Source organism: Vibrio sp. TRT 29B02, assembly GCF_050113655.1.
In the GTDB taxonomy this organism is placed as follows: domain Bacteria; phylum Pseudomonadota; class Gammaproteobacteria; order Enterobacterales; family Vibrionaceae; genus Vibrio.
In genome coordinates this window covers 1-25723 of sequence record NZ_JBNJOJ010000021.1, presented here as the reverse complement: position 1 = coordinate 25723, position 25723 = coordinate 1, and the positions used below count along the sequence as shown (strand labels likewise).

Genomic DNA, 25723 nt, shown 5'->3' with positions numbered 1-25723 from the left:
ATACCACCTAGTTATTGTGGTTATATTATAAAAAAGAATGATGTATGTGGTGGTTAGGGATAGTCGTAGGCGTTGCTCATGCAATGTCTTATCGCTTTGAATTAATAAGTTTAGGGATAGCACTGATTAGTTTTGCTGTTCTTTTCTTTGTGCATATTCAGCTCAAAACAAAAAGCGCTCGATGTGCCTTATGGATGTTATTTGGATTAGGGTATTACGTTACCTCACTGTTTTGGGTGAACGGTTACCTCGCTGATGAGTACGGTGACGCCAGTTGGATACGTTGGGGACTTTGGCCCTTACTTATCTTCATATTATCACTAAGCTTTCTGATTGTTCCTATTGTTACTCTCGGGCTGTCTCGTCGCAGTGCATTGGTGACGCTTCCCTTTATCTTAGTGTCTATTGATATCTTACGTGAACTTACCAGCTTTTCGTTTTCATGGTTACATCCCGGTTTCTTATTCCAAGATGTCGGTTTGTCCGGCTGGTTAAGTGTTATCGGGGCTTTTGGTGGCAGCTTTTTAGTTTATGTCGTGGCGAGTTTGTTGGTTTATGTGTTTATCAATCGATCATCACCGGCTCGCCCCTTGAGCCAATTTGTGATGAGTATTTTGGTTATCGTTGCGCTCGATAAAGGCATTCAAGTGGTGAATAACTACTACTTCTCGCCTGACCAAGCGAAGGTTCGAATGATTCACGGGAATTTCAGTGGTACACACAAGCTGTCCAAAAATGAGGTCATTGAACGTGTTCAGCGTTACGCATCTCTTTCCTTGCAAGCGCCAAGAGCCGACATTGTCGTGTGGCCTGAATCTTCGATGTCCATGCCGTATCGAGAAATTGCTCCTTTTGTTCAGGAAAGCCTACAGAAAATTGACGACAAACACGTGGTAGTTATTTGGGGTGGACAAGCGAGAAATGGCCAACATTTACAAAACGTGATTTACCGAAACAATGAGCTTGCCCCTATTTACTATAAGCAGCGTTTGGTGCCTTTTGGTGAGTATCGCCCCACTTGGTTTATTGATTGGATGGAGCGCGTGACGTTATCTAGAGGTGGCGATATGCAAGTCGTCCCCAATACGAGCAACGTCCATAATATTGGGCCGCTCAAAGCGGTGTTGGCCGTATGCTATGAGGCGCTCTATTCAGATGTGTTCGCCTCTAAATTACAGTCCGGTAATGTCGCGATTTTACTGAGTGATGTGGAATGGACACAAACCCCTTGGGTCAAACAGTTTCTACTCAAATTGACACAGGTGAGAGCGGCTGAAGTTGGGAAGTCGATTATTTATCCGACCAATCAGGGCTTTACTTCGCTTGTCGCACCTAATGGCGATGTGCTTTCTCAAGTTACTCATCAAAGAACGCAGGTATTGGATGTCGTTGTGCCACTCCAAACACGCCAAACTCTATACACGCAGTACGGACACCAATGGCTATTGTGGCTATCACTCGGTGTCTTGCTGTTACTGCATGCACTTAATCAGCTTGGGCTAACAAATGTTCGCTCTACCCATAATAAGCGCCTCTTTAGCGCAGCGAAAAATAACGAAACAAGGATACGTCATGGTTAAACGTTGGTTCACGGTAGGGGCTGGTTTTGCTCTTGTTGTCGGCATTGGTATCGTTGCCCTTAACTACGATAAATCGGTACATACTCAGAGAATAGGCACGCCTGTCGCAAGCTCTTCTTCTCCAGATATGGGGAGTGCGTCAGATTCATCAACCATAGCACTCACTGAGTCGAGCCATGACTTTGAGTCTCAAAGCGAGCGCATTGAAGCTCAGATGCTGGCAGAGCTGGACACGTTTAACCAAGATATTGCTGATGCTAAACGTCAGTTAGATGAAGAGACGGTGATAGCTCAATCTGAAGAAGAGTCCCCTGAATTGGTGTTGGCTAAAGCGAGTATGATTTTGTCAGAGCTTGAGCAAGAGGGCATTGTATTCACCTACGACCCTGTATTACTGACTCCTGATACGCCGTCGACTCAAGTTCAAGCAATTGAAAAGCAAGTGATTGAGGTCGAAGACGATCTTATCAATATTGAACAACGGTTTAACAATTTGGGTAACAACAAGGAGTCGTTATGATGAGAATTAAATCGAGCTTATGTATCGTTGCACTCTCTTGTTTCTCCCTCCCTTCTCTTTCCTCTTCTGTGGGGGAACTCAGTGGTAGTGCATTTGTTTCTCAAGGAAAATCAGGTTATCAAGTTGATTTGCAGTTACCGAGTGGCGTCAATGAGCTTGTCCCTTCTTTGTCTGTCAGTTATCAACAGGGCTCAGGGAATGGGCCACTAGGCTTAGGAGTGAGTTTGGATGGCTTATCTAGCATCACTCGCTGTAGCCGAAATGAACAAGATGATGGTGTCAACAGTGGGCTCCGTTTTGATGATACCGATGTCTACTGTTTGGATGGCAAAAGGCTTTTCCTAGTCTCGGGGCAGTTAGGTAAAAATGGCAGTGAATACCGCACTAAGGGAGGTTGGCAAACTAAGGTAGTTGCAAACGGCAGCCTGACTTCGGGGCCTGATAGTTGGACGATTTATTCCGCAGATGGTTATGTGACCCGATACGGTTCAAGAGAGGACGCACAACTTACGGTTGATGATCATGGGCTCGAATGGTTTATTTCTCAGCAATCTGACCGATTTAATAATGGTATCGACTATCGGTACCGAACTCACCAAGGTCAACATTATCTTGATAAAATCCAATACGCAGATGTAAGCCTTAACTTTAATTACGTCAATCGCCCTGATGTCCTCTCTTCCTATCGGTTTGGTCAGAAACAAACATTGGCACAAAAGCTCGATAATATTCAAATTAACCGCAGTGGTCATGCGCTTCGCCGCATTGAATTCACCTATGGTGAAGTGAACTCTCAAGGCATTGAACTGACGCGTTTAAATAGCTTGCGAGTGTGTGGCTCGGATGAGGAATGTATGCCTGCTCATACCTTTGAGTGGGAAAGTAACCCTTATGCCGGTAGTGAGCCGGAGCAAAAAACGCTCTACCGCCTGGGTGAGTTTAAAGGCTTTGTTGCTGGCGACATCAATCGAGATGGTTTGAGTGATATTTGTTATTTAAAAGACGGCCTCTACTGTGGCTTGAATGAAGGTAATGGCCGTTATGGCAGTGCGGTGAAATGGAGCAGTGATTTCCAAGGTAGTGCATGGGAAGAAGCAGAAAACTACGCATCCATCAGCCTAATGGATATCGACGATGATAGTTTTCAGGATGTCTGTGCATTCAATGAAACGGGCTTTTTCTGCGCATTAAACCGCAATGGACGCTCGTTTGATTCTGGGCATTACTGGAGCCGAAATTATACGATTGATAAAGCGGTACGCCTATTGGATGCCAACAATGATGGATTGGTGGATGTTTGCCGCGTTGAATCGAACCGTGTGGTGTGTGCGAACAATACCGGAAGTGGCCTATCATCAGACTATGTGCTGATTAATCATGGTTACCCATTGGAAAAAACTTACAAGTCCATTTCCTTAAGCTATACCGATATTGAGTTTGATTCGGTTAAGATGCCACAAAACCAGTTTGTTGACATAAACAAGGATGGCTTTGCAGACCTTTGTGGAGTAAGGCTTGATGGGCACTTTTACTGCTCATTAGGCAAGAAGTCGGAAGGAAACCTGTCATTTGAAGCGCCAGAGCGCTGGGCCAGCCATTTACCTATTGGACTCAAAAATACGGCGACTCACTCCCCGACAAATGATACCCATAAACGAGATTTAAAAACGGTTGAACAGCTTCAACGCACCATGAACTTGGTGGATATCAGTGGTGATGGTTTATCAGAACTGTGTTATCGAAGTGGGAATAACTATGTCTGTCATCAAAATACAGGCAAAGGTTTTGAAACTGCCACAACGCGTTTGGTTCTTGGGCGCGACCACTTTGAAGTCTCTAACGATAGAGAAAATAATGTTGCCCAAGTTGAAGGCTCTATCATGCTATCTGATAGAAACAGCGATGGGCTAGCCGATTTCTGTTACATCGCTGGAGAGCGTGTTTATTGTGCTTACGGAAATGGAAATGGCTTCAACGAGCCTGAACTTCTCGCCACCATCAATGCAGATTTAGAGAAGCTTGATGACCAAATGACCTTTTCAGGCAATCGCATTAAAAAGTTGTTTGGTATCAAGACCACTATTTATTCTCTTGGCGTGAATAACATTTACGGCCCGTTTAAAAAAGGCGTGGATGCGAATGGCGATGGTCTACTTGGCGATTGTTACCGCTCTATCGATGGCTTAGCGTGTTTGTCTTATGAGTTTGAGCCATTAGCACTACTTAAATCTGTGACATCTGGCTTAGGGATAAAAAGTGAGTTCGAGTATGGCATGACGGGCGATGCTTCAGTGTTCCAAAATGCAGCCCCGCCGCAAGGACTCATTGGCTTAACGCCAAACTTCAAAGTAGTGAAAGCCCTCAAGCAAGACAATGCTATTGGTAGCACTAATCGAACTGAATACCTCTATAAAGGTTATCACGCACATAAGGACAAGGGACTACTTGGATTTGGTGAAATCCAGACTCATGATGTTGAGCGCAAAACGAAGTCGATTAGTACGACTGCGTACCACGGAGACTGGGTGCCTTATATCGCTAAAACCGAAACTAATATTAACAATCGCAAAGTAGCAGAAAGTCATTTTGTTTATCAAGATGTTAATGCACCTGTATCAGGTCAAACGTGGCCTCAATTGGTCGAAACCAACCAGAAGGCGTGGGATTTATCCTCGAACCTGTTAACGAATACGACGACTCAATACCGTGGCTATGATGCGCTTAACTTCCCAGATACGATTACCAAAGTCATTGAAGATGGTGACGGAGGGCAATTCATTGAAACCACGACAACACGCTACCAACACGACACTCAGCGCTGGCTGATTGGTAAACCAACTAATATCAATGTCACTAAATCGAACCGTCACGACTCCCAAGTAAGGCGTACCTCTTTCTCTTATGACGCTGATACAGGCGCATTAGTTGAACAAACTTTAGAGCCCGGACATGCATTGGCATTAGCGACTCGATTTGGTTATAGCCCTAAAGGGTTTAGAACCTCAGAGCAAACCACGGGAAGTGGTGAAACCAGACAATCGGCAACGGCTTACGATGTCTATGGACGAGTGACCAGACACACAAACGCACTCGGTCATGCTGTGAGCACCACCTATGACAACCAATGTGGTCTGCCGCAGAGTATTACCGATGCGAATGGTTTGGTCACACGCTTTGAGTATGATGATTATTGTCGCGAAGTGAAGAAAACACTTCCTGACGGCAATTGGGTTGCGCAGGTGTATGAGTGGAGCGATGGTGCTGATGCAGGGTTAGACCAGCATGGATTAACCCTCGGTGACCGCAGTGTCTTTATGGTGACCACACAAACCTCGCAAGGCGGGCTGACAACAACGTATTTCGATGGATTAGGCCGAGAAGTTCGCACGACACAACTCAATGGTGATGGTAAAACGGTTATTGTCGATATCGCTTATGATGCCAAGGGGCAAAAAGTGGGCGAAACCATGCCTTACTTTGAGGGCTACTTCGCTGGCGATGCGACTTTCTGGTTGCAAACTGCTTATGATGATTTAGGTCGCCCAATTAGGCAAACCCAGCCTACAGAAGATGTTGGTGACCTAGTATCCACAACGTACTATCAAGGCTTAACCGCGACAATAACTGGTCCTGGTCAGTTTGAAAAAGTCGAGCAAACCAATGGCCTAGGTCAGACGGTTCAAATTGCTGAAAATGGGCAATCGACGGTTCGCTATACCTATGACGCAGTAGGGAACCTAACAAAAACCGATACCAATGGTTTGGTGACGGAGCTGACTTATAACCAGCTAGGTTATAAAACTCAAATGAACGACCCTGCAATGGGCGTGTGGACGTACGGACATAACGCTTGGGGCGAGCTTGTTTGGCAACAAGATGCTAAGGGGCAACGCACCACCTTTACTTATGATGCACTTGGCCGAAAAACGGGTGAAACTCGTCCTGATGGAGTGAATCAGTGGCAATATGACCAAGTCTTGAAAGGTGGCCTTGATGTCGCAAGTAGTGATAGCAGCAATCGCAGCTACACATACGATGCCCTCGGTCGAACAGAGTCTATGACCTTAACGATTGATGGCTCTAGTTACATCACTCAGTATGAGTACAATGAGCAAGGCCGACTAAGTCGAGTGATTTTCCCATCGGGTATGAATCTGGATAAAGATTATGATGTCAATGGCCTACTCAAACGAATGAGTATTCCCTACTCAGACATTTGGGATAGCCAATATTTGCAAATTGAAACTGCGCTGATGGAAACCTCAGAGCGCATCATGGAACTTGAGGCACAGGCCTACGAGCTAGAGCAAAGCGCCCAATTTTACATTGAAGAATCTGAACGTCTTCGCCAAGCCGCAGAGCAGTTATTTGCACAAAGTGCCAGCCATCAAAACACGGCGAATCAGCTAAGCGCCAGTGCACAGTCTTTGTTCAGAAGTGCCAACATAAATGCCAGTCAAGCGGCGAGTTACCGCAATACAGCCCAATACTATTGGCGTGTGTTTGGTAATCGAGTCTTCAGTAATTACAAAACTCAAAATGGGTATGCGTATTATAAATATGACCGCTGCCTGAAGAAAGACTGGAAGGGGAACTGTAAGAGAAAAGAATACTTTACGGCTAAAGTACCATTATGGATGGTGCAAACACGTCGTTGTTCAACATGGAAAGGTGGAACACTCTGCTTCAACGGTGCTCAAGCTAGTATTAACTTGACGCAGGTGTATAACCAATGGGCCAATCACTATCAGGCCATTGCAAATCGCCAACGTGCACAAGCAAACCAGGAACAAAGCCAAGCGAATCATTATCAAGCGTTATCTGATAATGCTGAAGCGAGGGCGAATGAACTGATTGTTCAAGCTCAGCAAAATGCGGCTTTGGCAAGACAGGAAACCGACTTGTTGTCTGACTTGACGGATGAACTGGATGATTTAGTGGTGGCAGAGGCAGAACTTCAAGAAATCCTTGACCAGCGTCTTGAAGATGAAACGGCTGAAATTGTTTGGGTGGCGACGAGTCGTGATAACTTCGGTCGAATCGGTGGTGAACTGTTTGGCAATGGTCTACTAACTCGACGTGATATAGACCGCTCTCGTGGTACGGTTCAACGCATCACTACAGGCATGGGCGATACCTATCTGCGTGATATCAATTATACCTATGACGAGCGCAGTAATGTGTTAAGTAAAGTCAGTGCGATACGCAATCAATCCGAATACTACCAGTATGATGACTTTGACCGTCTAACGCAGTGGAACTTCAGCGATAACAAGAGTGTCTCCTCTATTGAGCGCGACTATCGTTACGATGTCTATGGCAACTTGACGTATAAAACCGATCAAGGTGACTTTGAAGTCAATCCAAATGGTCAGTTAACGAACGGATATACCTATGATGCCAACGGCAACATGCTGACAGGTCGTGGCCGTACACTTGCTTGGAACTCGTTTAACAAAGCTAGACATATCAACGACAATGGCAATATCGTGCAATATCAGTATGGCAGTGAACGTGAGCGTGTGAAACAAAGCGCGAATGGTGTGACGACATACTACATTAGTCCTGAATATCAGCTTGAATTATCAACGGATAACAGCGGTAAGACCGTGACAACAATGCGTCACCGCTTCCTTGCCGATAACCAAGCGGTTGCTGAGCATGTCAAAACGTTAATTGGCAGCGAAAAACAAATTGACCGCACAGCTTATTTCCATCGCGATGCTCTCGGTACGGCTGACCTCATTACAGACCCGAACGGACAAGTGCAGATTGAGCGTGGCTATACGCCATTTGGTGAGCTCCTAGCCTCTGCTGAGTTGCAAGCAACCCCAATGTTTACCAACGCAGAAATGCGCGGCTTTACTGGGCATGAAAATGTTGGCAATAGCAGTGGTCTTATTAATATGAACGCGCGTTTGTATGACCCTGTGATTGGTCGTTTCTTAAGTGCCGATACGTTCGTGCCAGAGCCGAGCTTTAGCCAAAGTTACAACCGTTACGCATACGTGTATAACAACCCGTTGAAATATACTGACCCAACAGGGCACTGGGTGTGGTGGGCTGCTGCGATGGCATTCTTTGTTGTGAGTCAGACGTTTGAAAACCCTGTAATCCAAATGGCTGGCATGGTGGTCGGTGCAATTGCGATGGGTTATGCCACCTCGGGGCTATATGCTGGCTTGGGCGAAGTAGCTCAAGCGGCAGCGAGCGGTGCAACCGCTTCATTCTCTACGACCTATATCACTACTGGAAATTTTGGAGACTCAGTCCAAGCTGGTGTGATAGGAGGCCTATCTGCTGGTATTACAAATGGGCTTGCCCATGGTGAGGGCAGTCCATTCAATGCACAAACAGGAAGCTTAAGAGCGGCGTTACCCCTTGCTCATGGTGTAGCTCAAGGTGGTATCCATGAATTGCAAGGTGGCAGCTTCAAGCAAGGCTTTATCAGCGGCGTCATTGGTAAGCTTGGTGGAGGAATTGTTCATGCCAATGTTCAAACGCAGACTCTTCAAGCTGGAGGTATGATTATCGTGTCAGGTATAGCGGCCGCAGCAAGTGGTTCCAATAGCCGAGATGCGGTGATGCGTTCTGCTGTTAGTGTGATTACTGTTTATCTCTATAACGATATTGCACGTATGCAAGAAATGAATCGACGTTCTGGTCCTACTACAGCAAAGGATATTATGCATGGTGTCTCAAATATTGGCTTTGCCAGCGATAAGATTGCAACGGGATGCTTGCTAACAGCAAATATACCTTGTGCTACATTTTTCGGTGGGATATCACTTGGAGCAACGAGTGGGAAGTATGCTTACGACCTTTATAACGAGTCTGCCACAATGACTCAATCGGCAGACTTAGCAAATGACGTAGGCTCATTAATTTTGAACGATTTGGCTATCGAAGCACTTCCGGTACAACTTGAATTGCCCGTTATGATAGGGTTTGACGCATATGGAAAAGTTAGTGATTTTCTATTTCAAGAAGCGATGCTAAATGATCATGCAGAGGATTAAAGAGTGAAAAATGCGTTTCAAATAAAAGGTATTTACCCTAAGTTACTATTAATGATGATGTCTGGTGCAACAATTCCATTAGTATCAATCTTTATAAATGATGGGCGATATGATGTGTTAATTATTGCGATATTTTGTTTATTTGGTTTTATGCAGAAATACACACGTTTAATGTTTAAGACTGACCGTGGGTACAGGGGGCGTGTTATAGCAATATTAGTAATCTCTGCGGTAGGTTGTATTGTTATACCCGAGTTTATCGTACTAGTGATCGCGTTGCCTTGCATGTTTTATGTGTCGCTGAAGGCGTTGGAAAGCTATGCATCTAACACTATTGATAGGTAGGTGAGCTCATCAAGTACTAGATGCCACTTGAATTAACTTCAAGTGGCTTTTAGAAAGGGTCTTATTTATTGGGGTTAAATAAGAAGACTTTTATTACTTTGAATGTAGTGTGTTTATATTCGCCATCACGATCTCACGTTGTTTATTTAACTAATATATAGGTGAATTTATGAAGCTATATTATGTGTTAGTCTCATTGCGACTTCGTGCAATATGAGTATGGCAGTGAACGTGAACGTGTGAAACAAACTGCTAATGGTGTGACGACCTACTACATTAGCCCTGAATATCAGCTTGAATTATCAACGGATAACAGTGGTAAGACCGTGACAACCATGCGTCACCGCTTCCTCGCTGACAACCAAGCGGTTGCTGAGCATGTCAAAACGTTAATTGGTAGTGAAAAACAAATTGACCGCACAGCTTATTTCCACCGTGATGCTCTGGGTACGGCAGACCTCATTACAGACCCGAATGGCCAAGTGCAGATAGAGCGTGGCTATACGCCATTTGGTGAGCTACTGGCTTCTGCTGAGTTGCAAGCGACCCCAATGTTTACCAACGCAGAAATGCGCGGCTTTACTGGGCATGAAAATGTTGGCAATAGCAGTGGTCTTATTAATATGAACGCGCGTTTGTATGACCCTGTGATTGGTCGTTTCTTAAGTGCCGATACGTTCGTGCCAGAGCCGAGCTTTAGCCAAAGTTACAACCGTTACGCATACGTGTATAACAACCCGTTGAAATATACTGACCCAACAGGGCACTGGGTGTGGTGGGCTGCTGCGATGGCATTCTTTGTTGTGAGTCAGACGTTTGAAAACCCTGTAATCCAAATGGCTGGCATGGTGGTCGGTGCAATTGCGATGGGTTATGCCACCTCGGGGCTATATGCTGGCTTGGGCGAAGTAGCTCAAGCGGCAGCGAGCGGTGCAACCGCTTCATTCTCTACGACCTATATCACTACTGGAAATTTTGGAGACTCAGTCCAAGCTGGTGTGATAGGAGGCCTATCTGCTGGTATTACAAATGGGCTTGCCCATGGTGAGGGCAGTCCATTCAATGCACAAACAGGAAGCTTAAGAGCGGCGTTACCCCTTGCTCATGGTGTAGCTCAAGGTGGTATCCATGAATTGCAAGGTGGCAGCTTCAAGCAAGGCTTTATCAGCGGCGTCATTGGTAAGCTTGGTGGAGGAATTGTTCATGCCAATGTTCAAACGCAGACTCTTCAAGCTGGAGGTATGATTATCGTGTCAGGTATAGCGGCCGCAGCAAGTGGTTCCAATAGCCGAGATGCAGTGATGCGTTCTGCTATTAGTGTGATTACTATCTACTTGTACAATGATGCTCAAGCAGAAAAAGACTCTTCGAGATCACAAATGGTAAAACGCGGTGACGGCATTTGGCAGTATAGAGATAATGCAGCATTTAAGGCCGCAGGCCTTTCACCCGATACATCGAATGGATGTTCGCTATTTAAAACAACATTCTGCTCATTAAGTGGTACCCTCTCTGGTTATGGGGGAGATGAAGTCACAGAGGCATTAAAAACTGCGCATGATACAACATCAACGCTAGTTGAATTGAAGAACTTAGAAATGCCGAAAGAGATTGATTTTGGTGTGTATATATATACTTTTAGAGAGAGGTATATAAGTAATAATAATTATTGTATGTCCGTTTGTGAGCAACAGTCTTTCCAAAGAAATATAGAGTGAGTTTGTTATGTATTCTTTTTTGCTTTATTTTTATCTGTTTGCGTTTAATGCTTTTTTTATAGCTCTATTTATTTTGACGTCGATTAATATCGGCTTTGATGTAAGTATGTTATTTGGCGTTGGGTTTTATTTATTTACTATCTGGTGTTTTTGGTACTCGAAGGTGGTTAGTTCAAAAAACATTAAAGCATTCAAGTTGATATTTTTGACTCTTTATATGTTTTTTTGTATTCCACCTTTGCAATTGATTTTATCAAGCTGGGGACTTTCATTTCCATTGTTAATTGGTCTTTGTGTCGCTATGCCAATGCCATTTTATATTTTGAAGAGGTCCAGTATTCAAAGAGAGATATGAGCCAATGCTATTATAGATTGGCGGTGTTCCAGTGGTTCGTTCTGCTGTTAGTGTGATTACTATCTACTTGTACAATGACTCTATGAGTTTTAAAGATAAGATGACCAAAGGTTGGTCAATATTTAAAAAGGTTGAGTTTAAAGAAGGAGTTCAGGCACATCTAGCAGATCATTCAAATGGCCACCACCTAGCTGGAGGGGCAAGCGGTAGTGCTTCAGGTTTTGTTGGTGTTAGCGGAGTTAGTTTGTCTAGTGGTGTAATAATGGATACTAACGGAAATCAATGTCTAACTTCTACTGTATGTATGCAGTTCGGATTGGGAGTGTTTGGTGGTACTGGTGCCAGTTATTCAGGGGCTTATGGAGAAGCGCTAAGTAATGGTAATGCGGAAACTTGGGGTATTTATTAATGGAGGTGCGGGGCTATTATCTGGAGGAGTTTCGGCTGATTTTTCTCAAGAAGGAGCAGGAATTGGTAAAGGCTTTGTTGGTCCTGGAAGTGGCATAGCTGCTGGTGTTCAATTTTGTGATGTTAAGGTATATGGATGCGATTAGGTCAGAAATATCAGTTGTTAGCATTCCTTTTCTGGCTGCTTATTATGGGGGTGTTTTGGCTAGGGAAAACAAATGTCATATCTAAGGAATCAAGCACTGTATTATTTTTTATAATATGGCTTTTGGGAGGAGGATGTGTTGTTGGTGGACTTCGAGAAGTTATTGCATCACTTCGGCGTAGAAATAAGTGATGTTAGTTAGCCGGAGAGGAATGATATATGTTTCGTTCGTTTAAAGAACCTTGGTTCATTGTATATGCATTTATCCTAATATTTGCAATTCTCGCTCAAGAAGCAGTATCCCCCTTGCTAGTATGTTTGGGGGGTATTCTTGAATTCCCCTCTTCAGAGTTACTCTTTTGACGTAAACCAAAATGGCTCGAGTGTGGGACGAGGAATATGGGGTCCAGGGGCTGGATTAGCGGCAGGGGTGCAATTCTGTCAGGTGGAGGTTAAAGAATGTCTTTAAGGTTAATATGTTACGCTATTTCGTTGGTTAGTTTCTTAGTTGGATTTATTGCTTTTAAAGCTGGAGGAGATGTCGGTCTTGGGTGGTTTTTTTGGCTCGCCTTAATTTGTGGTGTCGCGTCAGTCTTCGTAGGTTCTTCTTGTAAGAAGAGTAGTTAATTGGCGCTATACAAGATTGACTATCGTGAGGTCAATAGAAACATTGTGTTAGTAAAGATTTATAAATGAAAATATCAATTGGGTCTTTTAACCTACTAAATATTGGCGATATGGCGTCATCGGTGGAATTCTCGAAACAGTAAAGAAATGTAATAATAGAAATTAAGGGTTAGAAAGGTATGAAATTATATTTAGCATCAGCCTTAGCACTTCTGGCGGGCTGTGGCAGCGGAGATAGTGACAGTTCAAACTCCTTAAACACAGACTCAAATGTAACTCGTTACAGCAGTGATTATGCTACGTCAGATTTACAAATGTTCTTCACACTATCAGCAACAAGCACCTCCAATGCTGAGATTGAGGGGTATGTGCAAGATACCTCGTTTAATTACGTTGCTATTAATGGAGGTGACCAACTAGTCGCTGAAGTTGACAGCGTGAACTTCTCGTTAGCTGAAACATCGGTAGAAGGAGGCGTTTACTATTATGGTGCAGATGTTTCAGCAAACGCATCCGAATATATAGTTAAGTTATTAAGAAATGGTGTTGTTCAAAGCTCATTAACGGTGAATGAACTTCCGCTACCCTTCACATTAACTACAAGCTTTGCAGGGGAAGTGATAGACGTCTCATGGGCACCAGAAGCTGACCATACATACTCTTACGTTGTTGAAACGCTAACTTGTACAAATAGTGTTGAGACCAATATCAGAGCTGTATCGCCAGATATAAACTCGGGTGAGTATCTACTCAACGCTGGTTCTTATAATAAGAGCCTGAATGAGATATTCGGTCAGACTCAAGCTCAGCTAACTCAAGGTTACGACACTTGTACTTTTGAGATGGATATTGTTGCTACTAAAGACTCCATACCAACTCAATCCAATGGGCAAATAACTCTGGATGTTGAACAGAAAAGAACGGTAAGAGTAGATATATAAAACCCTATCCACAATTGCTCAAGCATTGTAGCTAAATGCTTGAGCTATGATTTTTAAGCCGTAAAACTGTGTGTAAGCTAAATAACGACTAGGTTAAATATCACTAAAAAGAGAGCTTTTGCGTTAAGCGTTTGAATCGTCTTACAGCAAATAATTTAAGTTAAATGTATTAATTAGTGTAAGGCTCATCACAGGTCGGCTTTTCTTTATATATGTAATACTTACACTTTTTTGAATACCACAATGTATGGTATTCAAAAGAAACTCTCTCATTTGAAAGATTTGTAAGTGTAATGAAAAAACCAGCCCCATCACTCTTACTTAAATCTTCAGTCGTAGAATCAATAAAACAAAATTCTTTATGTTTTTCTCCAGACAAAACGTTTAAACAAGGCCTTTTAATTGGGATATAAGCTATAAGTTCCCCAGTGTTACCAGTTCTATTGTCATAATTTTGCTTTAACTCTCTAATTTCCAAACTATTAGGAAGCTTATTGCTAGCAAGAGTTATATTTGAAAAAACCACCAAGCAACAAAACATGCTCTTATAAATATTTTTCATCTCTTCCATCCTATTAAAATCAACCAAATCAGACACATAGGTTTCGGATAACAGCGAGTTCGCTAATTTAAGTACGATAGCTAATTCTGACTACTCACAACTCACTGCCTGAGTTTGAACATCGATGATACATGATAGATCTGACCAAGGAGTCGCTACTGTAAATGTTACGTCACCACTCCACATACTTAAATCCATGACATAAGCAGTAGGATAGTCTCGCTGTAAGTTGGTTAATGATACATCACCATGCACAGAGTTTGCCTTTTTCTCTTTATTTCCTAATTCACAATATTGGACTGATTTCCCTGTTTTAAATTCATATACAGTGATACATGGATTATCTTTCAAGACATAGGCAGCAAAATTTTCTTTCTTCGTTCTAACTGAATAATCCGAAGCATACAGTCGATATTCGGAAGCACTTGTATAAGCTGAAACCAATACCAAGCCTATCATCAAAATACGTTTAAGCTTCATTCTAGATACTCCTTTCTTGCAATACACCTACTACGTGGAACATCAAATTTCCTCCACGCTTTTACATTCGAAATAACTGCTTTAAAACTTTGGGCATTGTAATCAACCAATGCAGGAACAAAGCCTTCCCTTGTTCTAGGGCTGTTTTCGCCTCAACACATCACAGACATTTTTAATATCCTATCGAGTGTATCCTGATAAAGGAGAAATCAAGGTAAGTTAATCTTTTCAACTAAGTAATCATTGAACTTTGTATATTCATCAATCAAACAACTGCAAATATTTAATGTTTCTGCTTCAGTCCCTATACTTTCAAAATACTCAAACCTACATTTCTCTTCTATATATTTATACTTAGTTGAAGTCAGACTAGAAACGATAGCTTCGTTATAGTTACCTTTAGATAGATTATCAGCATTGATTTGTATATCCTTCTTTAAGGAACTTATCTTTATTTCACATTGATTTTGCTTTTCGAAAATCCAATTTGCACTAGACTCACCCATCGCTATTATTTGAAAACTTATGCAATATAAACAAATAACCATTACTAATTTAACCACTTTAACCTCAGTTTCAATCTTTCTGGCGGAATATTAACTAATTCTTCTAGAGCGTTATAAAAATTTGAGTAATCATTTAAGTCTTTGTCTAAAACCAAAGCTGGTACAAAGATTTTCCGGCTATAACCGTGATTATCGCCTCTATAAGTTAAATCAATAAGAATATCTTTAACTTTTGAAGGAAGATCGTCCCACCCAACATCACCATATGCTTTTTTAACATCTGACTTAGTCAGCAAGATGCGAGTCTTTTCTTCCATATAATCATAAACATCATTAAACATTAAGTGTTGTTGTTTACGTGTTATTGTCAGTTCATCATCAGTCAACCCTGAACTATCAAGAGACTCTAGGGCACTTGCTCTTTTAACCCCTTCGACACTGAGTAACCAATCCGATAATTCAGGGATTAATTCCGCCTCTTGAAATAGCGCTTTTAAGTCCAACTTAGCAGGTGATTGTCCGGTCGCTCCTGTAGGTGGATTTCCTAAATCTAAACCTCGCCCAATTGTAACACCTGATTGACCAATCACCACTCTACCGTTCTTAGGAACATGAGCTTTCCTCGTGAAATAGGGGGATGATTCAATATCATCGCCTTCACAGTCAAATGTGAACTGCCCTCTTGGTACAGTTAGCCATTTTTCATCCATCGCATCATCAAGATATTTCCAACTTTCATTAACGGCTTCATCTAAAGCAAGAATGGTGTTCTTGCCGATGACTCCGTCTACTTCACCCAATTGATAATATTGATGCGTGGTATGTGTCGGATGGTATTCTTTTTGAAACTTTTTGACCGCTTGCTCCGTTTGACTTCCAAAATGTCCATTTACCTTTCCCTGATACACATTCACTTCTTTCAATGCTTCTTGAGTTTTTAATACCTCAAAGCTCTCCATTCCAAATGACAGGTAAGAAAATGAACCACTTCCTAGCGCATTCATATTCTCTTCATTTTTTAACAGCCTTGATTTAAGTATTGGCGCGTTACTTACCTGTGGAGGATTATCTTTAGTCAAAGAAGCCTGTTGTTTCAGTCTTCTTTTTTCCCTTTCATCATATTCAGCTAAAGCCGCTTTTGTGCGCTTAACCTGACTTTCTCTCATAGATCGAGCCATCTCTTCACTGCTTATGATTTCTCTTGGAGGATAGTGATATCTGGACATTGATAATAACTCCCTTACTTTTATTAAGGGAACTCTACCAAAACATAATATTGATGGTAAGTAGCGTCTTAAATGGTCAATTAACCCAAAAGCACAATATCCAAAAAATAAATACATAACAGAACTGCTTTTACACCTCAACGAGCGACTTAATTACAGTTCCATTAATTATTTTTCAGATTGTTTAGCCCGACTATAAGCCTTATTGCTTGGTCAATTCAATAAAACACATCGCTCCGCTTATAGCGGATATTCTTTTATCAAGATAAAGTACCGTTAATATCCTACCGTATGTATCCCGATAATTAATTAGGCTAAATTTCAGACTTTACCTACAACAATAAAGGAAATTAGTACTGACCAATAGAAGCCATTCGTATATTTGTACCCAACGCTCAGTCCATCCTTTTTGCTTTTGCATTGAGGGAATTACTTCAGTGGGTCATTATCAGGTAGTGCTTTATGAATCCACATCGCCAATCGGTGTTTGATACTAGCACCATCCAGTTTGTTATCTGGTAGTGGTGCAATTTGCTTTGCATCGACTAAGAACAAGTAGATGGCCTTCACCCTGACAGGCTGTGGCGTACTGGGTAAGTCAAAGCCTTGCATTTTGGCCATCTTCTCGCCAATTTCTAACGCCTTCTTTACTAGCTTATCTTCGTTCTGGAGCTTTGCTGTTTTAGACATATCATCACACTCTCGTTACGATTCTTTGTGTGAGTATACCAAGTTGAATATTTATCTTAGCCACTAAGATCTCAATTTGAAAAAGGACTTTAAATTGTAAAGACGCCATCAATCGACATTATCATGCTCTCGCTGCTCATGAGCCGTGAAAAACGAATGACCGCAGTCGATATTCAGAGAGAGGTAACATATGTTACCTCTCTTACAGTGAGGAACTTATTGATCTGAAGATCGCATAAAACCTCTGTGTGATTGGAACTCATTCATATCAATGAACTCGTCATGGTTAGTATCAATACGCTCAAACATCTCATCACTGCTTGAAGAGTTCGTTAATAAACGACCTCGAGACTTGCGAAGTGCCTGCCTTGGCTTTTGAAACTCCGTTACCATTTCATTTCACCCATATGCACTTTTGCTCCAATGTCGAGAGCCATTGGAAGCTGCGCATCCGGATAGTTTGCAGACATTTTGTCAATCAGTTGCTCACTGTTACGACTGGTGCTCTTTGCACGCTGAAAATCGCTCAAATACGCTTGAGTGTAAGCAATTGTAGAGGCATCAAGCTGAGTGCCCGTTTTCATATGACCAGGAATCACGAGGGCCGGATTTAATTGTTGGATCTCCGTTAATTGTTCCTGCCACGCTTGCTGACTCTCATCCGACTGTGCATCTGCCATCCAAAGGTGAACCATGCCATATACGGAGACGTTACCTAATACAGCTTTGCTCGAAGGAATCCACAAATATGGGCGATGCGCAAGATCCCCATCGGTACCGCGAATCTCAATAGCGTGCCCGTCTAGCATTAGGGTGTTGCCACTAATGGCTTGAGGTACATAAGGTTTAACCGGAGCATTACTACCCATTTTCGGTCCCCAAAACGCCAGTTTACCCGCCAGCTTTGTCTCGATAACTTTTTTAACAGCTGGTGTCGTTAGAATTTTCGCTTCTGGAAATAGCCCATGTAAGACTTCCGCACCAAAGTAATAATCAGGATCAGCCTGACTAATAAAGATAGTTTTGAGCTCTTTTCCACTATCAAGCACTTTTGCCGCAATGCGCAATGCATCCGCTTTGGTAAAACCGGTATCCACGACCATTGCTTCACTGTCACCAAACACGATTGTTGAGTTCACATGAAAGCTATTCTCGTCGGCGTTATACACGTCAAAAGTTAATGGCGTAAGATCTTGTGCAAGCGCACTTGTCGCGAGTAGTACTGATGCCGCAGCTAGAGTTAACTTTTTCATCTCATTTCTCCTGTCAATATCTTCGTTAACGACAAGATACTAGGCAATTGACGTGTTCAGAAAAACACACCAAACTGAACATGATTATTTCTTATTTCGAGCATATAAATGGACAAACTCACCGCAGCCAAAGTCTTTGTTGACGTCGCCACGACTGGAAGCTTTACCGCAACCGCAGAAAGACTGGATATGTCTCGGCCTATGGTCACTCGCTACATTGAGGCAATGGAAGACTGGTTACACACGCGTTTGTTGCATCGCACCACACGAAAAGTATCCTTGACGTCAGCAGGTGAAGAGTGTTTGCAGGAGGTAAAACAATGGCTTAGACAGGCAGACCATCTTAGTGATCTTGCCAATACGCAAGGCGAGTTACGCGGAAATGTAAGACTGGCAACCAGTATGTCATTTGGATATTCGCAGCTGATTCCTGCCATTCAAGGCTTTTTAACCGCTCACCCGAACGTCAACATTGATATCGACTTGCACGACTCAGTGACTGACCTGACTGACGAGCAAATCGACCTCGCCATTCGGATTGCATCGGCACCAGATCCCTCGCTGATAGGAAAACCTATAGCGATATGTGAATCCCGAATCGTTGCGTCACCACACTATTTGTCAAATCATCGCCCTATTAAAAAGCCAACTGATTTATCCAGTCATGTGTGCCTAGGCTACAAAAACTTCCAGCAGCACATCTGGCATTTAACCAGAAATGGGGTTCAGCAGTCAGTCGAAATAGAGTGTCGCCTGACTGCGAACGAAGCAACAACACTTCTTCATGCTGCTCTCAATGGCGCAGGTTTAGCGATACAGCCCACCTATCTGGTCAATCAATACATCCAAAGTGGACTGCTTCAGCCAGTGTTAGCCGACTGGAAGCCAGACGACATGACGGTGTATGCGCTTTACTCCTCAAGAAAGCACATGAGACCCGCTGTTCGAGCACTAATCGATTATCTGGCAGACTATTTTGCTCAGCCTCGCTGGTAATTCTCTGTTAAGCAGTGGTGGGGCTAGCGCCATTGCGCGCACCATCATCAACTGCGGCCAAAGACGCGACTAACACCAAGGTATCGGAACAACGACGTTGCAAAATTATTCATGATGGTTGCCACTATAATGATTGCGATGCCCGCGATCTGATAGGTTGAGAAACTTTCATCAAAAAACATCGCCTGCCACAGAGCGGTGAATAGCAAGCTAGTAAATATCAGCGGTGCCACTTGTGAATTGCTATCTGCCAACTTATAGGCTTTAGAGCGCAAGATTTGATTGGCAACCACAGCCAATGAGAGAACCAATAAATACGCCCAAACAAGGGAGTTGTGTTGTGGTTCTAATACGATTGAAACGTCGACCTTTGACAGCCCCGACACAACACACAGTGGCAATACGCTTATCGCCGCGATCAAAAATGTCCAACTGTTAAGCAGTGCCGGCGTTACCTCCTTTTTACTGGCACGAAATAGACAGACTTGGGAGCCTGCACTAAATAGCCCAGAGGCTAATCCAATCAGCAACTCAGGCCTTAATTGAATGCCGCTGACATCACCAGCGAGCAACACGACACCAGCAAACGTGGCCGCTAAGCTAAATTTGGTTTCGGTCTTAATCTTGACCTTAAAAAAGATCTTCTCCAACACAGCAATAAAGAGTGGCCCTGTACCAAACAGCACAGAGCTTTCCACGAGTGTCAATCGGTTGAGTGATGCTATAAAACAGAGTTGGCATGCCGCAATGCACATACCTCTAATCACGATCGGCTTCAACAGAGCCGGAGGAGGCAAACGAATTTTTGTTGCAGCGACCAAAGCAAACAGGAGCAATGTCGGCAATATAAATCTGAGAAATGTCAGCCATTCAAGGCTCAATATTTCTGTTAGTTTTTTTAAAGCTAAACCCGTTAACGACAAACTAAAGGTTGAAACGAGCATATAAGGTACAGCAAGGTTATTTAACAACATGATTCCTCCCTATAGGCGTGCCTATAGTAAAGGAATGACAAGGGCTTAAAAAACGAATATATTTAAACAAATCTGTTAGATAAACTTACATATGAACAAACGACCACCTCTTAAGTCTCTTTACGCTTTTATCGCCGTTGCTGACACCGGTAGCATGACTAAGGCTGCTGAGGTACTTAGTGTCAGCCACTCTGCGATCAGTCAGGCAATCAAAAGCCTAGAGTCACTTATTGGGCAGCCGTTGTTTCAGCGTATAGGCAGGCAAGTTCGTCTCAATCCGATTGGTCAAAAGTACTACAATGACATTGCCCCTGCTTTGAAGACGATCGTCGATGCAACGGACGCGGTAACCCAAAAACCGCACTCCCATCAAATCACTTTAAATATGATCAACTCATTGGCGATTCATTGGTGGGTTCCAAGAGTGAATAACTTCCAACATTTTGCTCCCAATGTCGATATTCGCCTGTCTAATCTAGCTGGCCCTTTCAATCTGACTCAAGAAGGTGTTGATGTCGCCATCATTCATGGAAAAACGGATGAATGGCAAGATTATTACTGTGAAAAACTTGGCGATGATGAGCTTCTTTTGGTTTGTAGCCCCCAACTGCTCGATTCATCTCAACCCAAACCAAGCGCAGCGGAATTGTTGCAGCACTACCCCGCTATCTATGCACAAAACTTGCGAAGGAAAAATGACTGGAGTGTCTGGTGTCAGGGAAATAACGTCCCCGCCCCTAAGCAGCACAACAACTTGAACTTCATGGTCTCTGTCCATGCCATTCAGGCCGCCATACAAAAGCTGGGGGTTTTCGTTACTCACCGCCTATTTGTAAGAGATGAAATCAAGCATGGCTTTTTAGTGGAGATCGGCAAGCCTGTCACTAATCCTCATCAAGAGTTTTTCTTTGTGTGTCGACCAGAAAAACTTCGCAATGACAATGTCTTGAAGCTGAAATCATGGGTTTGTAAAGAGTTTGACGAGTCGCGAAGCGAGCACCAGAGAGCGATACCAGAACCTCACATCGATTAACACCGCTCAGTTTGCGGTTACTTGATCAGTTGCAAAATCTGTTTGAACTCATCACTACGGCAATCTTTAACTAATTCATAAAGGCACATTTCAACGCATGTGATATCTATTCCTTTATGCTGTAATTTTCTGATGCTCAATTGCTTGTGTTGGGGATTTCGAGACGAAACACAGTCTGTCACGAGCTGTACATCATAATCCCGTTGGGAAAGGCTTAATACTGTTTGGTACACACAGATATGCGCTTCAATACCACACACTAGCCAAGTGCCGACATTGGCACTGCGAATAGCTTGAATAAACTGAGGCTGTGAGCAAGCATCAAATGTGTATTTACTTATAGGCGACGCACCTTGCAAATGCTGGCTTATCGCCTCTACCGTATCACCTAGTTTGGTCGGATTTTGCTCAAGCCAGACAATAGGCAAATCTAAGATTTGAGCACCTTGAATCAAGGTGACACAGTTTTTTACCAGCGCCTCAGATTCATCAACCAAACTGGCTAACTTCCCTTGAACATCGACGATGATCAATCCGGTATTGTCTCTGTCTAGCATGCTCTCTCCAAAGTAAACGGTGCGTTAGTCGCGTCGAAAACTCCCGACTCTAAGATGATTAATTTGCCGTCAACTCTGCGAAAAACGCCCGCAGTTCATCATCACTGATCTCAAGAAGGTTATCACCGACATACCACTCGATAAGCGACTGATTCGGGTGAGAAGTCACTTGAGGATTCCCAAACCAAATGCCTCGATTAGTTGCAAACGCCTGTTGTAACGCCTGAGCCTGTTCAAAGCTAAACGGTAAAATCAGGTGTAACATATTCGATTGTGGCTTGGGAGGATTCACCGCTAAAGTTGGAAACTCAGCAATGATTTCATAGACCTGTTTGGTACGCTCAAACAGAGAAGGGAGCCGAGCCAGTCTCTCATCAAATTGCATAGCGGCTGACACCACATAAGGCGTTCTATGGTAAACATTGCCACCTTGTCGCTTCATCCACATCGAGGCAAGTTGAATAAACGCCTTTGAACCTAGTAGCATCGAACCACCTAATCCATTGATGCCCTTATAAAGAGAGACATACGCCGTATCAAAGCCTTGAGCAATCTGATGATACTCTTTTTGGTAATAAGCGGCCGTCTCCCAAAGACGTGCACCATCCATGTGTAGATGGATGTTGTTCTCCGCGCAGTGTTGCTTAATACGTTCGAGCTCTTGCCATGATGGTAATTGCCCGCCAATCTCACGCATTGGCAGTTCGTACAAAACCGCAGCGATTTCATCTGGCCAAGCCTGAAGATCTTCAAGCTTCCACGGCTTGAACTCATTTCCTACCGGCAAGATGTTAAATCGGTTTTGCAGCTGGTAGCCCTGCCTTTCATGAACATAAATATGGCTTGAAGGGTGCATCGCAACAATCGGATTGCGTTTCTGTCTGGTCACTAACTCAAGTACTGTCGGTTGGGTCATAGTACCGGTGATAACAAATAGACCTGCTTCGTAACCCAGTAGGTCGGCCACTTTTTGCTCGAAAGCCTGTATAGTTTCACCTTCGCCGTAAACATCGTGGGCAACATTATGCTGTTCACACCACTGCGCCATTTTAGAAAAATGGACTGCCGGCGAATCTTCTTTATTTCCAGGTAAGTGGGTCGTACATAGCTGTTTTAGATGGATGCTCATTTTTCTTTCCATAGATTGTCATGCCAGTGGCAATCTAACGCGTTCGAGTTTAACTGTAAATCTTTCCAGAGCAGGAGCTTGATGCTCAACGGGTGAACCGCTTCTCACGCGATAATTTGTTCAATCACACCTCGGATTACTGGCACAATTGACACCACCAGCAGCAAGGCCATGGTCAGGTTAAACCAACGCAAATAGTGCTGCTTGGTCAACCAATGACGCAGCGCCGAACCGAACATCAGCCATACGCCTACACAAGGAAAAGATACGACCAGAAAAGTCACGGCAATAGTTAGATTTTGAGAAAAATATCCTTCGCCAACCGCCGTAAATGCAGAAATAGCCCCAATCGCCACCACCCATGCCTTGGCATTGACCCACTGAAACAGTGCCCCTTTCATAAACCCGAACGGCGCTCCCTGCTGCTCTCCTGTGCCAATGTCTTTGGTTGTCGCAATTTGCCACGACAGATAGAGCAAATATGCGCTACCGAACACTTTAATTATCAGTTCGAGTTGTGGAAAAAAGTGAAACACCTGACCAAAACCAACGCCCACCAGAAGTAACATGATGGTAAAGCCAACACATATCCCACTCAACAGTGGCAAGCTTTTGCGCGCGCCAAAGTTAACACCAGATGTCATCACCATAATGTTGTTTGGGCCCGGAGTAACCGAAGATGACACCGCAAACAGAGCGACAGAGAGCAGATATTCCATATTCCTGTTTTCCTTTTTCTGCATTAAGAGAAATGTTCCCTAAAGCTAACAATAATTCCAATATATTGAACGAACTTTTTTTCTCTGAGCCCCATAACTCAGGTACTATTGAACATGTCGTGATCATCCGAGGACGAGCTAGGCTCGGTACCGCTAATGACCTTCATAAACTTAGTGAGGGTGACTACATCACCTACCCGGGAGACCGTCCACATATGTTTGAGGCACTTGAACCCAACACCAAAGCGATGTTGATTTCGGAACACCGTTAACGATTTCTCTAAGCAAAGGGCTTCGACCCTAATCAATTTAATGCGATGACTATTATGCCAAACCGCTATTTTACTCAGATCCCTGTTGGGGTTCGCTTTATGCTTCTTTCAGCGCTTGGCTTTGCATTAATGTCAGCCTGCGTGAAGTATGTTAGCAATCATGGTATCCCACTGTTTGAAATCGTCGCGGCGCGTGCACTGGTGTCTTTGATCATCAGTTATGCGGATATCAAACGAAAACATCTTTCTGTATGGGGCAACAATAAGCCTTTGCTGCTACTCAGAGGCTTTGTGGGCACCATTTCGTTAATGTGTGTCTACTACTCAGTGACCACATTGCCTTTGGCAGAAGCGACCATTCTTCAATACGTTCATCCCGTATTTACCGCTTTACTAGGCCTCATGTTTCTAAAAGAGTCGATTCAGAAATCAACCATGATCTGTATCGCTTTCTGTCTGGCGGGTCTCTGGGCAATGGTTCAGCCAAGCCTTAGCAGCAGCATAGATTACCAACTGCCTATCTTTAGTGTCACCACCGCTTTACTTGGAGCCATGGGCAGTTCTATCGCCTACGTGATTGTTCGCAAACTGAGCCAAACTGAAGATAGCTCAGTCATTATCTTTTACTTTCCCTTGATGGCGCTGCCTACATCGCTGGTTTTGATGTGGCACGAGTTTATCTGGCCAAGCCTGCCACTGCTGCTTGTCTTAGTTCTCGTCGGTATTTTCACCCAGATCGGTCAATATGGGCTAACCAAAGCGATGCAAACCCAAGCTGCGGGAAAAGCTTCTGCCTATTCTTATGTTCAGATCGTGTTCTCGGTTCTACTTGGGGTATGGTTATTCAATGAAGTCCCATCTGTCTGGACATTTTTGGGCGGCGGCTTGATTGTCACGGGGGCGCTGATAAATGTGCTGGGAAAACATTTGCTAACGCCACTGAGACGACGCTGATGCAATACCCACGTCACTCGGACAAGAAACTGACCAGAACGCCAAATAACCTTAACGGAAATCTCACCTGCTATTGACGAGTAGGATCGGTGGAGAGATATGATAGACACACTCCCCCGTAGGTAAAGGAACTGAATATGAAAAAGGCTCTATTTCTATTAACTGGTACCCTATTTGTGCTGGCTGGTTGCCAAGACGAACAACCAACACAGGCGGCTCAACCTGTTGCTCAAGCTCAAGCAGAAATCATCCTAGATGCGCCAGCAGATAGCGCGCACACAGCAAACAACGCATTAGACTGGAACGGAACTTATGTCGGTATTTTACCTTGTGCTGACTGTAGTGGCATCGAGACTCATATTACTTTGAATCATGATGGAAGTTACACTGCAACGCAGACCTATCTAGGTAAAGAAGATGGATATATCGAGTCGCAAGGTCAATTCCACTGGAATGACAAAGGCAATACCGTGACCCTAGAAAGTGAAAGTGGCGCAAATCAATACTTCGTTGGTGAGAATGTCTTGTTCAAGCTCGATATGAATGGCGAACGTGTTAAAGGTGAGCTGGCTGAGAGTTATCAGTTACGCAAACAGTAGCGATAGCCTCGCACTCAAATCAAAAAAGGAGCCCGAAAGGCTAATGCCAGTCAGTTAAGCTGACTGGCTTTCTTTTTATTGGGGTATTTCTTTGCCTTTGGTTTTATTGCTCTCG

23 protein-coding genes are annotated in these 25723 nt (G+C 43.5%); 12 read left to right on the top strand and 11 right to left on the bottom strand.

Annotation, left to right across the window (positions count from 1 at the left end; all coding sequences use genetic code 11):
- Nucleotides 1-44 precede the first annotated feature (44 nt).
- From lnt to ACQEXT_RS13595, 7 genes are all read left to right on the top strand, one after another.
- On the top strand, nucleotides 45-1580 hold the full coding sequence (lnt, locus tag ACQEXT_RS13625; protein ID WP_426952527.1) for an apolipoprotein N-acyltransferase: 1536 nt from the start codon (nucleotides 45-47) through the stop codon (nucleotides 1578-1580).
- The gene (locus ACQEXT_RS13620; RefSeq protein WP_426952525.1) at nucleotides 1573-2100 is read left to right on the top strand and encodes a hypothetical protein; all 528 of its coding nucleotides are present in this window, start codon (nucleotides 1573-1575) and stop codon (nucleotides 2098-2100) included. The genes lnt and ACQEXT_RS13620 overlap by 8 nt, the downstream gene beginning before the upstream one ends.
- Nucleotides 2097-9119 carry an RHS repeat-associated core domain-containing protein gene (locus ACQEXT_RS13615; RefSeq protein WP_426952523.1) on the top strand — a complete coding sequence of 2341 codons (7023 nt, stop codon included), beginning with the start codon at nucleotides 2097-2099 and terminating at the stop codon, nucleotides 9117-9119. Before ACQEXT_RS13620 ends, ACQEXT_RS13615 begins: the two co-directional genes overlap by 4 nt.
- Before the next feature lie 3 nt (nucleotides 9120-9122).
- Nucleotides 9123-9464, top strand: a complete 342-nt coding sequence (locus tag ACQEXT_RS13610) for a hypothetical protein (protein WP_426952521.1) — start codon at nucleotides 9123-9125, stop codon at nucleotides 9462-9464.
- A gap of 239 nt (nucleotides 9465-9703) precedes the next feature.
- The gene (locus tag ACQEXT_RS13605; RefSeq protein ID WP_426952519.1) at nucleotides 9704-11182 is read left to right on the top strand and encodes an RHS repeat-associated core domain-containing protein; all 1479 of its coding nucleotides are present in this window, start codon (nucleotides 9704-9706) and stop codon (nucleotides 11180-11182) included.
- 386 nt (nucleotides 11183-11568) lie between these two features.
- Nucleotides 11569-11946: a hypothetical protein gene (locus ACQEXT_RS13600; RefSeq protein WP_426952517.1), complete on the top strand. Its 378-nt coding sequence runs from the start codon at nucleotides 11569-11571 to the stop codon at nucleotides 11944-11946.
- Between the two features lie 950 nt (nucleotides 11947-12896).
- Complete coding sequence (locus tag ACQEXT_RS13595) at nucleotides 12897-13658, top strand: hypothetical protein (RefSeq protein ID WP_426952515.1); 762 nt, start codon at nucleotides 12897-12899, stop codon at nucleotides 13656-13658.
- Between the two features lie 169 nt (nucleotides 13659-13827).
- Here the strand turns inward: ACQEXT_RS13595 and ACQEXT_RS13590 are convergent, their stop codons facing one another.
- The 7 genes from ACQEXT_RS13590 to ACQEXT_RS13560 form a co-directional block, all read right to left on the bottom strand.
- Nucleotides 13828-14256, bottom strand: a complete 429-nt coding sequence (locus ACQEXT_RS13590) for a hypothetical protein (RefSeq protein WP_426952513.1) — start codon at nucleotides 14254-14256, stop codon at nucleotides 13828-13830.
- A gap of 54 nt (nucleotides 14257-14310) precedes the next feature.
- Nucleotides 14311-14700 (bottom strand): hypothetical protein, encoded by a 390-nt coding sequence (locus ACQEXT_RS13585; protein ID WP_426952512.1) that lies wholly within the window; start codon nucleotides 14698-14700, stop codon nucleotides 14311-14313.
- Nucleotides 14701-14909: 209 nt separating this feature from the next.
- On the bottom strand, nucleotides 14910-15263 hold the full coding sequence (locus tag ACQEXT_RS13580; RefSeq protein WP_426952510.1) for a hypothetical protein: 354 nt from the start codon (nucleotides 15261-15263) through the stop codon (nucleotides 14910-14912).
- Nucleotides 15251-16549, bottom strand: coding sequence for a pesticin C-terminus-like muramidase (locus ACQEXT_RS13575; protein WP_426952508.1), 1299 nt, complete (start codon nucleotides 16547-16549; stop codon nucleotides 15251-15253). Before ACQEXT_RS13575 ends, ACQEXT_RS13580 begins: the two co-directional genes overlap by 13 nt.
- Before the next feature lie 312 nt (nucleotides 16550-16861).
- Nucleotides 16862-17122 carry a DUF5062 family protein gene (locus ACQEXT_RS13570; RefSeq protein WP_138972736.1) on the bottom strand — a complete coding sequence of 87 codons (261 nt, stop codon included), beginning with the start codon at nucleotides 17120-17122 and terminating at the stop codon, nucleotides 16862-16864.
- Between the two features lie 216 nt (nucleotides 17123-17338).
- Nucleotides 17339-17515: a hypothetical protein gene (locus ACQEXT_RS13565; protein WP_426952506.1), complete on the bottom strand. Its 177-nt coding sequence runs from the start codon at nucleotides 17513-17515 to the stop codon at nucleotides 17339-17341.
- Nucleotides 17509-18375 (bottom strand): MBL fold metallo-hydrolase, encoded by an 867-nt coding sequence (locus ACQEXT_RS13560; RefSeq protein WP_426952504.1) that lies wholly within the window; start codon nucleotides 18373-18375, stop codon nucleotides 17509-17511. Before ACQEXT_RS13560 ends, ACQEXT_RS13565 begins: the two co-directional genes overlap by 7 nt.
- A gap of 108 nt (nucleotides 18376-18483) precedes the next feature.
- On the opposite strand from ACQEXT_RS13560, the gene ACQEXT_RS13555 reads away from it, so the two are divergent.
- A complete protein-coding gene (locus tag ACQEXT_RS13555) occupies nucleotides 18484-19371 on the top strand; it encodes a LysR family transcriptional regulator (RefSeq protein WP_426952502.1) in 888 nt (295 codons plus the stop codon).
- A 47-nt stretch (nucleotides 19372-19418) separates the two neighbouring features.
- Here ACQEXT_RS13555 and ACQEXT_RS13550 read toward each other — a convergent pair whose 3' ends face one another.
- Entirely contained in the window at nucleotides 19419-20345 is a 927-nt protein-coding gene (locus ACQEXT_RS13550) for a DMT family transporter (RefSeq protein WP_426952500.1), read from the bottom strand.
- Between the two features lie 91 nt (nucleotides 20346-20436).
- Between ACQEXT_RS13550 and ACQEXT_RS13545 the strand changes: the two genes are divergently transcribed.
- Entirely contained in the window at nucleotides 20437-21378 is a 942-nt protein-coding gene (locus ACQEXT_RS13545; protein WP_331428442.1) for a LysR substrate-binding domain-containing protein, read from the top strand.
- Nucleotides 21379-21395: 17 nt separating this feature from the next.
- On the opposite strand, the gene ACQEXT_RS13540 is transcribed toward ACQEXT_RS13545, so the two are convergent.
- The 3 genes from ACQEXT_RS13540 to ACQEXT_RS13530 form a co-directional block, all read right to left on the bottom strand.
- Nucleotides 21396-21935 (bottom strand): isochorismatase family protein, encoded by a 540-nt coding sequence (locus ACQEXT_RS13540; RefSeq protein WP_138972734.1) that lies wholly within the window; start codon nucleotides 21933-21935, stop codon nucleotides 21396-21398.
- 58 nt (nucleotides 21936-21993) lie between these two features.
- Complete coding sequence (locus ACQEXT_RS13535; RefSeq protein WP_331418652.1) at nucleotides 21994-23064, bottom strand: threonine aldolase family protein; 1071 nt, start codon at nucleotides 23062-23064, stop codon at nucleotides 21994-21996.
- A 104-nt stretch (nucleotides 23065-23168) separates the two neighbouring features.
- Entirely contained in the window at nucleotides 23169-23783 is a 615-nt protein-coding gene (locus ACQEXT_RS13530) for a LysE family translocator (RefSeq protein ID WP_426952497.1), read from the bottom strand.
- Nucleotides 23784-23815: 32 nt separating this feature from the next.
- Here ACQEXT_RS13530 and ACQEXT_RS13525 point away from each other — a divergent pair, with 32 nt between their 5' ends.
- The 3 genes from ACQEXT_RS13525 (at nucleotide 23816) to ACQEXT_RS13515 (ending at nucleotide 25608) form a co-directional block, all read left to right on the top strand.
- Complete coding sequence (locus ACQEXT_RS13525) at nucleotides 23816-24055, top strand: cupin domain-containing protein (protein WP_426952495.1); 240 nt, start codon at nucleotides 23816-23818, stop codon at nucleotides 24053-24055.
- A 54-nt stretch (nucleotides 24056-24109) separates the two neighbouring features.
- Nucleotides 24110-25009, top strand: coding sequence for a DMT family transporter (locus tag ACQEXT_RS13520; protein WP_426952493.1), 900 nt, complete (start codon nucleotides 24110-24112; stop codon nucleotides 25007-25009).
- Nucleotides 25010-25146: 137 nt separating this feature from the next.
- Nucleotides 25147-25608, top strand: a complete 462-nt coding sequence (locus ACQEXT_RS13515; protein ID WP_426952491.1) for a copper resistance protein NlpE — start codon at nucleotides 25147-25149, stop codon at nucleotides 25606-25608.
- Nucleotides 25609-25723: the final 115 nt, after the last annotated feature.